At 45.6% G+C, this 13,206-nt stretch carries 7 protein-coding genes; 6 read left to right on the top strand and 1 reads right to left on the bottom strand.

Going from position 1 to position 13,206, the window contains the following annotated elements; translation table 11 throughout:
* Positions 1-143 precede the first annotated feature (143 nt).
* The 6 genes from AC23P2_RS17140 (at position 144) to AC23P2_RS17115 (ending at position 12,025) form a co-directional block, all read left to right on the top strand.
* The gene (locus AC23P2_RS17140) at positions 144-2,501 is read left to right on the top strand and encodes a DUF1549 domain-containing protein (RefSeq protein ID WP_487774330.1); all 2,358 of its coding nucleotides are present in this window, start codon (positions 144-146) and stop codon (positions 2,499-2,501) included.
* Positions 2,502-2,591: 90 nt separating this feature from the next.
* A complete protein-coding gene (locus AC23P2_RS17135; RefSeq protein ID WP_472492268.1) occupies positions 2,592-4,022 on the top strand; it encodes a DUF1501 domain-containing protein in 1,431 nt (476 codons plus the stop codon).
* Between the two features lie 11 nt (positions 4,023-4,033).
* Positions 4,034-6,361, top strand: a complete 2,328-nt coding sequence (locus AC23P2_RS17130) for a PSD1 and planctomycete cytochrome C domain-containing protein (RefSeq protein ID WP_487774329.1) — start codon at positions 4,034-4,036, stop codon at positions 6,359-6,361.
* A 48-nt stretch (positions 6,362-6,409) separates the two neighbouring features.
* Positions 6,410-7,864: a DUF1501 domain-containing protein gene (locus AC23P2_RS17125; RefSeq protein WP_028526110.1), complete on the top strand. Its 1,455-nt coding sequence runs from the start codon at positions 6,410-6,412 to the stop codon at positions 7,862-7,864.
* A 150-nt stretch (positions 7,865-8,014) separates the two neighbouring features.
* Positions 8,015-10,060 carry a c-type cytochrome domain-containing protein gene (locus AC23P2_RS17120; protein ID WP_487774328.1) on the top strand — a complete coding sequence of 682 codons (2,046 nt, stop codon included), beginning with the start codon at positions 8,015-8,017 and terminating at the stop codon, positions 10,058-10,060.
* 138 nt (positions 10,061-10,198) lie between these two features.
* Positions 10,199-12,025 carry a 3-coathanger stack domain-containing protein gene (locus AC23P2_RS17115; protein WP_487774327.1) on the top strand — a complete coding sequence of 609 codons (1,827 nt, stop codon included), beginning with the start codon at positions 10,199-10,201 and terminating at the stop codon, positions 12,023-12,025.
* 8 nt (positions 12,026-12,033) lie between these two features.
* On the opposite strand, the gene fbp is transcribed toward AC23P2_RS17115, so the two are convergent.
* Positions 12,034-13,035 (bottom strand): class 1 fructose-bisphosphatase, encoded by a 1,002-nt coding sequence (fbp, locus tag AC23P2_RS17110; protein ID WP_487774326.1) that lies wholly within the window; start codon positions 13,033-13,035, stop codon positions 12,034-12,036.
* Positions 13,036-13,206: the final 171 nt, after the last annotated feature.

The following is a 13,206-nucleotide window of genomic DNA, read 5'->3' as shown; positions in this document are numbered from 1 at the left end:
ATCTGATGCCCTTAGTGATTAGATTTTTATTGTGTGTGAGTTTTTAAGTAGTACATAATTACTCCCCCATCGTATGTTGGGAAAACCCTTCATCGGTGGGGAGAGTACTCAGGTTCCACCCCCCTCTTTTCTAAATTAATATCGTGCAAGAAACAACAGAAACCTTCTGGCTTTGGCTTTTTTTAGGACGACTACACCCCTTGGTTGTCCACTTCCCAATCGGCCTACTCTGCGTGGCTTTTATACTAGAGCTTTTCGATTGGCGACGCAAATCCAACGAGCTTCAAGCAGGCATCAAAGCCTTGGTCTGGATTGGTGCAGGCAGTGCCGTCTTAGCCGCTATCTTTGGGCTATTTTTGGTCAATTTTGAAGATTACGGTGGCGACACAGTAAGCCTCCACCAATGGACAGGGCTGACAACCATGGCTTTATCACTGGCAGCAGTGTGGGCCTTGCGTACCCAAAAACAACAGCTTTTCCGTGGACTTTTAGGGGTAACTGTACTGGGGGTTACCGTGGCAGGGCATTACGGTGCGCTATTGACCCACGGCGAAACCTACCTTACCGAAGTGCTACCTTTTAATAAATCCTCAGAAAACGAACCTTCTGGCGGTACAAACTTTACGTTCGCCAGCAATGGTCAACCTTTGAACGAACAGCAACTTAGCGAACTCAACGTGGAAGTGCGTTCAATTTTGGCACACAATTGCTACAGTTGCCACGGCGAAGCCAAAACCAAAGGCGAGTTACGCCTTGACAAAAAAGAATTTATCTTCAAAGGTGGCGAACACGGCCCCATCATCGTGGCGGGAAAACCCGAAAAAAGCGAAATTATTCGCCGTATTACGCTTCCTGCTGGCCATAAAGAAGCCATGCCAACCAAAGGCAAACGCCTTTCTGAAAAAGAAGTGGCTACCTTGGAATTTTGGATAAAACAAGGCGCCCCTTGGCCCGACGGCCCTGAAAAAAGTATTTATCGCGTAGCGGAATTGGCTCCTCGTTTGCCTGCCCTTCCTCCCGCCACAGCCGACGCCACACAGCCCATCGACCGCTTTGTAAATGCGTATTTTCAACAAAATAAAATTTCTTGGAAAGGCGTGGTCGATGATCGTACTTATATTCGTCGGGTGTATTTGGATGTGGTAGGTTTGCTACCTACGCCCGAGGCCATTAAAGCCTTTGAAACCGACGCTCGCCCAAACAAACGTGAGCTTTTGGTAACGTCTTTGCTCAACCGAAATGAAGATTATGCCCAACATTGGCTGACGTTCTGGAATGATGCCCTCCGCAACGATTATTCAGGAACAGGTTACATTACAGGTGGGCGTTTTGATATAACAAAATGGCTATATGCTTCCCTCAAAAGCAACAAACCTTATAATCAGTTTGTCAAAGAGCTGATTAGCCCCACCAAAGAATCGGAAGGATTTATCAAAGGTATTAAATGGCGCGGAACAATTAACGCAAGCCAACGCACCGAAATGCAGGCAGCCCAAAACGTAGCACAGGTATTTTTGGGCCTCAACCTCAAATGCGCTTCGTGCCACGACAGCTTTATTAGCGACTGGAAACTGGAAGATGCCTACGCTTTTGCCAATATTTTTGCCGATTCTACCCTCGAAATCCACCGTTGCGACAAGCCTACGGGCAAAATGGCAGGGCGTCGGTTGTTGTTCAAAGAGCTAGGCGAAATCAAAGAATCGCCCGTTACGGCGGAGCGTTTGAAAGAACTTGCCGACTTTTTGGTACAACCCAAAGACGGCCGTTTGTACCGTACGTTGGTCAATAGGGTGTGGGCGCAGTTGATGGGGCGTGGTATTGTGGAGCCCGTTGACATGATGGATAACGCTCCTTGGAGTCAAGATTTATTGGATTATCTCGCCTACGATTTTGACCAAAATGGCCACGACATCAAAAAACTTTTGTACAACATCCTGACCTCCAAAACCTACCAACTCCCTTCCATTGGAATAAAAGATGCAGGTTTGCTTACGTCAAACGATTTTGTTTTCCAAGGGATGGTTCGTCGTCGGATGAGTGCGGAGCAGTTTGCCGATGCCATCAGTGTGGCTTTTAATCCAATGTATGCCGATTCGGTAATGGCTTTAAAACGCTTGCCCGAAACCATCAAATCGGAGATACCTTTTCCACGGGCTTCATTGGTCATCAACGACCCATTTATGACGGCCTTAGGTCGCCCCAACCGCGAAACCGTAAGTACCAGCCGAAATTCGCAAGCCAATTTGCTGCAAGCATTGGAACTCACTAACGGTACCAAATTTAACTCTACCCTCAAAAACGGTGCGATAAAATGGCAGGCAAAATACCCAACTTCTGATTTGTTGGTAAAAGAATTATATCGAAAATCACTGGGACGCGAACCCCAACCCAAGGAGTTGAGCGTTGCGCAAAAAATCGTTGGTACAAAACCAAGCGTAGAAGGGATTCAAGATTTGGTCTGGGCCATTGCTTTACATCCTGAATTTCAGTTAATTTATTGATGGATATTAGTTATCGGTTACCAGTTATCAGGAAACCCAAAACTGGAAACAAGAAACCCGAAACAGAAAACCCAAAACAGAGAACAGAAAATGACAAATAGATGGAATAGAAGGGAGTTTCTCCAAAAAACGAGTGCAGCTACCTTGGCAGCAATGGCAGCAAGTGCCCCCATTCCAAGTTTATTATCGGGCTGTACCAAAAAAATAGGCCAAACCAACGGTACTGCCGATACCGTCATTCTATTGTGGATGGCAGGAGGAATGGCGCATACCGAGACTTTTGACCCCAAAAGATATACTCCTTTTGAAAAAGGCATGGAGGGTAATCGGGTGTTGAGTACTTTTAAATCACACCCAACGGTACTCGATGGCATTCATTTTTCGGAAGGATTGCAATCTATTGGTAAAGTGATGGACAAAGGAACCCTGATTCGGTCGTACGTCGCGGCCGACTTGGGGCATATCTTGCACTCTCGTCACCAATACAACTGGCACACCTGTTACGAACCCCCACAAACGGTAGCAGCACCACACATTGGGGCTTGGATTGCCAAAGAACTAGGCCCCAAAAACCCCGTCATTCCTGCTTTTATTGACATCGGTCAACGTTTTACCGTAGGTGAAGCCGAAGAGTTAAAGGCATTTCATACCGCAGGATTTTTGGGCAACGAATACGGGCCATTTTTTATTCCCGACCCAAGCCAAGGGCTTGAAAGTGTTCGTCCGCCCGTTGGGATGGATGCCAAACGTTTTGAGCGTCGAAATCAGTTGTACAACGACCTCATTAGCAACAGTGCTTTTGGTGAATTTGGCAGCGACTACCAAAAAGAATCGCTTCGTCGCTCGATGGAGCAAGCTTATATGCTACTCAATTCGCCCGAGTCTAAAGCCTTCAATCTCAGCACAGAACCCAAAGAAAGCTTTGATATTTATAATACAGGGCGGTTTGGATTGGGTTGCTTGTTGGCACGCCGCTTAACCGAACAAGGCGCTCGCTTCATCAGCGTGACAACTGAGTACGAACCGTTTTTTGGTTGGGATACCCACGAAAATGGCCATACACGTTTGGTGGATATGAAAAAGATGATTGATGGCCCTATCGCACAGTTGATTAAAGACCTTGACAAATCGGGTCACCTCGACCGTACGCTCATCATTTTGGCTAGCGAATTTAGCCGCGACATGATGGTGGAAGGCCGCCCCGATGCGAAGGTGCAAGAGCAGGTGAATCAACCCGAGATTTTGACGGACATGAAGTTCTACGGAATGCACCGCCACTTTACGGACGGCTGTTCGGTTTTGATGTTTGGTGGAGGAATCAAACGCGGGTTTGCCTACGGAAAAACCGCCGATGAGCGCCCTTGCAAAACCATTGAAAATCCTATCAAAATTGATGGTCTTCACCAAACGATTTACCACGCACTTGGTATTGCTCCTGATACTCAATACGAAATTGAAAAGCGTCCGTTCTACACTACCCCCGATGGAAAAGGAAAAGCTGTAATGGATTTGTTTGCGTAACGTGTTTCCGTATGAAAAAAGAAACGTTTTTCTTGACCTTCGTTGTGGCTGGTATGCTTACGTACCTGCAAGCCTGCAAGGGTAGTTCGAGTCCCACCGAGGAAGAACTACCCGATGAGATAAGCTACAACTTTGACATTCGGCCTATTCTCTCCGACAAGTGCTTGGCTTGCCACGGCCCCGACGCCAACAAACGCCAAGCAGGACTTCGTCTGGACGACCCCGTAAGTGCTTTTGCCGCCTTGAAGGAAAACCCGTCGGCCCACGCACTTGTGGCAGGAAAGCCCAATATGTCAGAAGTATTTTTGCGGATTACCACCAAAGATACCTCCAAAGTGATGCCGCCGAAAGAGTCAAATTTGACACTCAGCCCTCGCGAAGTTTCTCTCATCGAACGCTGGATTGAACAAGGTGCTAAGTACGAAAAACACTGGGCGTTTGTGGCTCCCAAAAAAGCAGCACTCCCCGAGGTGGACAATGAAAAATGGGTCAAAAACGAAATTGATTACTTTGTTCTTCAAAAACAAGAACAAAAAGGGCTGACACCCAACGACGAAGCCGACAAAGAACGCTTGTTGAAACGTGTTAGCCTTGATTTAGTGGGGCTTCCTCCTACCCTAAAAATGATGGAGGGTTTCTTAGCCGACAACAGTTCAAACGCCTACGAAAAAGTCGTGGACGAGTTGTTGAAAAATCCTTCTTACGGCGAAAAAATGGCCATTTATTGGCTCGATTTAGCCCGCTACGCCGATTCGCACGGCTACCAAGACGACGGCTACCGCACCCAATGGCCTTGGCGCGACTGGGTGATTCATGCGCTGAACAAAAACATGCCTTACGACCAGTTTGTTACGTGGCAGCTCGCGGGTGATTTTCTGCCAAGTCCCGCCAACGACCCTGAAAACAAAGAGCATTTACTGGCAACGGGTTTTAACCGCAACCACAAAATCACGGAAGAAGGCGGGGTGATTCCTGAAGAATATCGGATTAGCTACGTCACCGACCGAAATGATTTATTTGGGAAAGCATTTTTAGGGCTTACCATGGAATGTGCCCACTGCCACGACCATAAGTACGACCCTTTCTCCCAAAAAGATTATTACCAGTTGTTTGCCTTTTTTAATAACGTCAATGAGGTGGGTATTGAATCGGTGATTGGAGGCCCCGAAACTTACGCCAAAAAACCGTTGATGCAAATCAGCAATCAAGACGTTAAGAGCATCCTGAAATTTATTAACAAACCCGATACCAACGGGCTGATTGTGTCGGTAATGACGGACTTGGACACGGTACGAAAAACCCACATTTTGCGGCGGGGGTCGTACGATGCCCCAGGCGATGTAGTAGAGCCCAATGCGCCCAATATCATTTTGCCTTTTAACAAAAATTACCCCAAAAACCGCCTTGGATTAGCCAAATGGCTATTTGATAAAAAGAACCCACTGACCGCTCGGGTTTTTGTCAACCAAATCTGGCAAGAGTTTTTCGGAAAAGGTATCGTAAAAACAACGGGGGATTTTGGAATGCAGGGCGAACTTCCCTCCAACCCTGCTTTGCTCGACTGGCTGGCGGTGGATTTGATGGAACATAATTGGAATATCAAACGCCTCGTAAAACAAATCGTCATGTCGGCTACCTATCGTCAATCGGCCGTGGTTTCTGCTGAAAAATTGGCCGCCGACCCCGATAATATTTACCTTGCGCGCGCCCCCCGCTATCGGATTCATGCCGAGTTTGTACGGGACGTTGTTTTATCGAGCAGCGGTTTGTTGGTTCGCACCATCGGTGGGCCGAGTGTTAAGCCTTACCAGCCACCTGGGCTGTGGGAAGGAGCAACATCGGGCCGTGGGCTGCTGTCAATGTATGTGCAAGACCATGGTAATCAGCTTTACCGTAGAGGTATGTACACCTTGATAAAACGCACTGTTCCCCCGCCGATGCTGACCATTTTCGATGCCAGTACCCGCGACATGTGCGAAGTGAAGCGATTGAGAACCAACACGCCACTTCAAGCCCTCATCATGCTCAACGACCCCACGGTATTGGAAGCGTCAAGGGTGTTGGCCGCCAAGCTTCTGGAAGAAAAATCGGTAACTAAAGAGAAAATCACCAAGGCTTTCCGCCTCATTGTGTGCCGCAAACCTACGGACAAGGAAGTCGAAATTTTGGAAAGTTATTACCAAAAAGAGCTAAAAAAACTCAACCCAACACGGGCAGAAAAGGCGCTTGCAGTCGGCGAATACCCTATTCCTGTACAGATGGACAAAGTGCAATTGGCGGCGTTGATGCGGATTGTGAATACCATTTATAATTTGGAAGAAACATTGATGAAGACATAATATCATCTTTTACCTGTTTGAATTTATCCTTTGAGATATATGAGCAAAATTGACAAACAAATCCTTGAACACGGCCTGACCTTCAATCGCCGTCGCTTTTTGTCCACCATGAGTTTGGGGCTAGGAAGCGTGGCGCTAGGTTCGTTGATGATTCCTAATTTATTGAACGGCGGCGACCAAGACGGGGCAAATTTTGTTCCAGGTATTCCTCACTTTGCACCCAAAGCCAAGAGGGTCATTTATTTGTTTCAAAACGGAGCTCCTTCTCAAATGGAAACGTTTGATTACAAACCCAAACTGCGCGAAATGGTGGGGCAGGAATTACCGCCATCAGTACGGGGTATGCAGCGACTGACGGGTATGACGGCCAACCAAGCATCGTTTCCGTTGGCAGGCTCATTCACCAACTTTAAACAATACGGACAATCGGGCGCGTGGATAAGTGATTTATTGCCCTATACTTCCAAAATCGTCGATGACCTTTGTATCGTGCGTTCGATGTACACTGAGGCCATCAACCACGACCCTGCGCTGACCTTTTTGCAAACAGGCTCGCAGCAAGGAAATCGCCCGAGTATGGGGGCTTGGTTGAGTTATGGATTGGGCAACGAAAACAAAAATTTACCCGATTTTGCGGTGTTGCTCTCACGTGGAATTGGCAACGGGCAAGGGGTCTATTCCAAACTTTGGACCAACGGCTTTTTGGATTCTATTCACCAAGGAGTTCAATTTAGTAAAGGTGAAGACCCCGTTTTGTACTTGCGCGACCCCGAAGGCATGAACCGCGAAGAACGTCGGGATATGTTAGACAATTTAGCATCACTCAACGACCTGTCTTACAAGGAGTTTGGCGACCCCGAAATCACTGCAAAAATCAAACAATACGAAATGGCTTATCGGATGCAAACGGCCGTGCCCGAGGTCATGGACGTATCTAAAGAACCCGATGATGTTGTCAAACTCTACGGCCCCGATTGTTTGGTTCCAGGTACGTATGCGGCCAATTGCTTGTTGGCCAGAAAATTATCCGAAAACGGCGTTCGTTTTGTGCAACTGTACCACCAAGGTTGGGACCAACACGGCAATCTTCCCTTTGAAATAACTAGCCAAGCCAAAGACGTGGACCAAGCCTCGGCGGCGTTGGTGACAGACCTCAAACAACGAGGGCTACTCGACGAAACCCTGGTTATTTGGGGCGGAGAGTTTGGCCGCACAAGCTATAGCCAAGGCAAACTAACGGCTGACAATTATGGCCGCGACCACCACCCTCGTTGCTTTAGTATTTGGATGGCAGGAGGTGGTATCAAGCCTGGTACCGTTTATGGTGAAACCGACGAGCTGGGATACAACATTAGCCGTAATCCCGTTCACGTACACGATTTTCACGCCACGGTACTGCACCTTCTTGGCCTTAATCACGAACAACTGACCTTCAAACATCTGGGTCGCCGCTACCGCCTCACCGACGTGGCAGGCAGAGTAGTGCGCGACATTATCAGCTAATCATTCAAGCAATTTCACACAAGTAGCATGGGCAATAAGGTCAAAGGCATAGCAGAGCAATTATTGATTGTTGCGAATATTTTCATTTTATTCTTACTTTTTTTTGAGAGTCAATGGGTTGTTCCCCTCTGGATTCAGCCAATTGGGAGAATGCACCCACTGCTTTTGCACTTTCCGATTGTCCTACTGTTGTTGGCGCTTGGGATGGAAGTATTTCGGTTTAAAACCGAAAACTCCACTAATGATTTTTATGAAAAATTTCTATCGTCGTTTTGGTTAGCAGGTACATTTACCGCTGCAATCACCATCGTTATGGGGCTGTTTTTGGCCAAAGAAGATGGCTACGCAGGAAACACCCTTATTACACATAAATGGCTGGGAATAGGCACGTTGTGGACAGGTACGGCTATTTATTTTTTCCGTAAAGCACCTTGGTACACCCCCATCCTTGCCCGTATTGGTGCGGCTTCAGTGGCCATTGCACTACTGGTTGGTGGGCATTACGGAGCGACCCTGACCCACGGCGAAAACTTTGTATCAGAACCTCTTACGCGGAGCGAAGGCGTACCTTTGGACAAAGCCTTGGTATTTGACCACGTCATTCGGCCCATTTTAGAACAAAAATGTGTGAGTTGCCATAATCCTGAAAAATTGAAAGGTGAGTTATCGCTGGTCAACGAAGCAGCCTTGTTAAAAGGCGGCAAATCGGGTAAGCTTTTTGTGGCGGGCAAGCCCGAAATCAGTTTGTTGCTCCAGCGCATTCATTTACCCAACGATGACAAAAAGCACATGCCTCCCGTGGGCAAAGCCCAGTTGACTGATTCGGAACAGCTGTTGCTGGCGCTTTGGATAAAATCAAACGCCGTATTTAACAAAAAAGTAATCGATCTCCCCGCGCGGGACTCTTTGCGCTTGGTGGCGGCAACTCTCTTTCAAACCACCGAAACGCCCGAAGATAAGTTTAATTTTGGGGCAGCCGACGAAGAAACCATCAAAAAATTGAGCAACAACGACCGTACCATTGCGCCGTTATCGCTTTCGTCGCCCGCACTGTCGGTCAATTTATATAACAAAGCCGCCTATTCTCCCGAAAAAATCCAAGAATTGAGCGAGCTTAAAACCCAAGTGGTTTCTCTCAATCTGAACAAATTGCCCGTCAAAGATGGTGACCTAAAAGCGGTAACTCAGTTTGAAAATTTGCAAAAGCTAGACTTAAACTTTACTGACATTTCGGGCAAAGGGCTTTCAGAACTCACTGGTTTAAAACAGCTTAAAACCTTAAATATCTCAGGCACTAAAATTACGTTGACAGAACTTCAAGCGTCGATTGGGAAACTGAAAAGCCTCAAAAGTATGTCGGTTTGGAATACAGGCTTGACGCCTACGGAAGTTCAGCAATTACAGAAAACGTACAAAAACATTGAATTTATTGCTGGTTTTAAAGACGACGGCAGTAACCCCATCAAGTTGAACACCCCGCAAGTCAAAAACAGCTCTATGGTGTTTAATCAGGAACTTTCGGTGAAACTCCACCACCCCATCCGAGGCGTAGAAATTCGTTATACCACCGACGGAACGGCGCCCGATAGCCTTCATTCGCCAGTTTTCACCAACCAAACGGTCTTAAAAAACAGTACAAAAATCCGCGCAAAAGCGTTTAAAAAAGGCTGGTTTGGCAGCGATGAAGTGGTTTTTGATTTTTACAAAAACACCTACCAACCCGACAGCATCAGCTTATTACTCCCACTTAATCGAGTTCACCAAGCAGCGGGTGCTAAATCTTATTTTGACGGGATTTTAGGAACATTCAATGCCAACAGCCCCGCTTGGGCCAACAACTGGACGGGAGTTCGGAACAACGATTTGGCCATCTATTCGGAGTTTAAAAAACCCATTTTGCTCTCGTCCGTAGGGTTGCGTATTATGGAAGAAACCGAAACGGGTATTTTTCCCCCCGAATCAATTGAAGTGTGGGGCGGCACTAGCCCTACCCAACTGAAACTCATCGGCAAATTGAAACCGACGATGCCGACGCAAGTCAGAACGCATTCTTTATTGAGTGTTACCTGTCCAGTAAAACCCCAAAACATTACTTATCTAAAAATAATAGCCAAGCCCCTGCAAAAAATCCCTGATTGGCACGGAAGCAAGGGACGTACTGCGTTGCTGTTGGTTGATGAACTGCTTTTGAATTAATAGCGGCTCGTTACGAGTAGGTTTTGAACTTCATTTTATTTTGTGTTTGGAGGAATAATACAACCTTTGACGTAAGTACTGCGTCTTTGTTGAATACGCCTCATTATCAACCCGTTTTGTTATCCAAACACCAAAATCATGCTACGTTCTACCCTACTTTTCGGAGTCTTATTACTGCTATTTTGTAGTATAAATGGACAAGCTCAAAAGGTTGAGTTTTATATGGACGAGAACAATCGTTTTACCTTTAAGCCAATTGAAAACCCACAAGCCCGAGCTGTGGCTTCTTCTCAAGTAAAAATCACCACTTCATTAGACAACCTTTTTCCAGAAAGCAAGGTACACGTTCAGGTCTCGTTTGACCCATCCCTTAACTTAAATGAGGTACGTTTTTTCTCAATATACGTTTTTAAAACCAACGAAATAAATACTCGATTTTCTAAGTATATCATTTATAATAACAAAGCCATTAATACCGATACAAGAACTTTAACAACCACACTAGGTGGTCTCAAACCGAATGAAACATATAGTATAAAAGTAAATTATAATAGTCCCACGCCTGATTATAGTTGTTCTGGTGAAACTTCAAATACATACTATTTTACCACTGCAAGAGAACCGCTGAATCGTCCTAAAAAACTCCTGTTCATTATTGATAAAGATCTTGAAGGAGATTCGGAAATAGACCAAGCACTTTCGACTTACAAAAAAGATGTATCTACCTATTATCCAATTACTTTTGAAAAAATTTATCTTGAAAACCAAAATCAAAAAAAGCAGGACCTAGTCAATAAAATCAGGCAAGACTATGAAGACATCGGGCAACCGCTTCGTTATTTATTTTTCATAGGTTCTAACGCTGCCACGACCATTCAACGTCGATTTTTAAATCCAACAAACAATACGCCCATCAATACTTATTCTGATTTGAGCATTAATTTTTACACCCAAGTTTACAATCCAGAATACATTTATAATCCCGAAGAAGATCAATTTGTATTACGCACATATAGCTATTGTTCATTCAATGGATTGCCTGCCAATGACATAGGAAATACGACCACTCAATCTAACTCGTATGAGATTGCGTATGGTGCTTTACTGCCCAATGGCCCTACACCAAAAAAAGACTATATTCTAAACTATTTCTCTAAACTGCACCGTTTTAAAATAGGAAAAATTACGTTCAATAAGTCTGTTCTTTTTGCTGACACCCAACTAAACGATGGCGCTTCTCCTGCTACTTTGTCACAGACTATTTCCCGTTGGCAGTCCAATGACACCATTCAAGTTCCTCAAAAATACGGCTTAGACTATCATGGCTATGACCCAGTTTGGCACCAAGATTATACCTCTAAACTTGCCAACAAATCCTACGAAATTGCGCTTTACATGGGACACGGCGCTCCTACCTACCACTACTACGGCATTGCAAATCAGACGATTCGCGACCTACCACAGCTAAATACAATGCTTTTTGATTTTCACTCCTGTTCGGTTGGAGCATTCAACACCTATGACTATGTGGCAGGGGCTTACCTTGAAAAAGGGAATACCTTGTTTGTGAAAGCATTTACTACCCCTATTTTTCTTGCTATCATCAACTATCGCTCACCCTTGATTGATTACTTCCACGAAAAGTCATTGTTTTGGGACATCAGTACGAGGGTATTTTTTGGCGACGCTTATTTACACGGTTCTAGCACTGCCATGGTACAAATACAATTAGGCGATCCTTTGCTCCAACTAGACCCTCCGTGCAGCAGCACTAACTTGAGCGTCACGACCAACACCAATACCCAGGTATTTGCAGGTGCAAAAGAACACATCAACGCTCGGAATAAACTGTATTCGCCTGCCCGAGGTGTTTATCAGGCAGGCAATTCCATCACATTAGAACGAGGTTTTGAAGCAAACAAAGGCACTACATTTGAAGCAAAAATCCAAGGATGCCCGCAGTAAATAGCTTTCTATTTCAACAATGCCAATAATTCCTTTACCATCGTTTCGGCGCCAATATAGAGCGGTACGCGCTGATGAAGGGAATCAGGTTTGATGTCAAGCACGCGCTGCGTACCGTCGGAGGCTTTGGCACCTGCTTGTTCGGCAATCATCGCCAAGGGGTAACATTCGTATAAAAGGCGTAGTTTTCCGTTGGCGTCTTTGTGCGTCGGTGGATAGAGATATACGCCACCTTTGAGCAAATTTCGGTGAAAATCAGCCACTAACGAGCCAATGTAACGCGACGAATAGCCTCGGTCGCGACAGTGGTTGAGGTAGGTTTTAATCGGTTCGGCGTACTGATTGTAATTCCCTTCATTGTACGAAAAAATCTTCCCGTCTTTGGGGCTTTTGATGTTTTGATGCGACAAAATAAATTCTCCTAACGACGAATCATACGTAAAGCCTGCGACACCATTGCCCGTTGTATATACCAAAATAGTGGACGAACCATACAAAATATAGCCTGCTGCCACCTGTTCTTCACCACCCTGCATAAAATCATCCATCGAAGGTTGCGTTCCTAGCGGTGTTATGCGGCGGTAAATGGAGAAAATCGTCCCGATTGACACGTTGACGTCGATATTCGATGAGCCATCAAGCGGATCCATCGCCACCACGTATTTGGCGTTGTTGTTGCCCGTATAAATGATATCATCGTCTTCTTCCGAAATAATGGCGCATACTTCTCCGCCATTGATGAGCGCACGGATAAAACGAATGTTAGCTACGACATCGAGCTTCTGTTGGGCCTCCCCTTGAACGTTGTTCGTCCCGAAGCCCCCCGTAATGTCAATCAATCCCGCACGATTGATTTCGCGGTTAATAATTTTTCCTGCCAAAGCAATGTCCCGAAGAAGTTGGGAAAGCTCTCCCGTAGCAAAAGCGAAGGAATTTTGGTTGTGCATGATGTAACGGTCGAGCGTCACACCCACAGGCACGGCGAGGTGGTGGTCCATCTTGGTTTCCATTCTAAACTGATGTGTAAATTTTTGGTAAAATAGAGATTAACAAAGCTAAACCTGAACTTTGTAAAATACAATACTTTAGGTACTTTTTAAATTCATTTCTTTGTTTTTTTATAAACTCACATTGTATTAAAGAAATATTTTATTGAAGACAAAAAGTAAAATTTTGAGGAG

Source organism: Runella sp. R0.1_18 (assembly GCF_057652155.1).
This window is presented reverse-complemented; position numbering and strand designations above follow the sequence as displayed.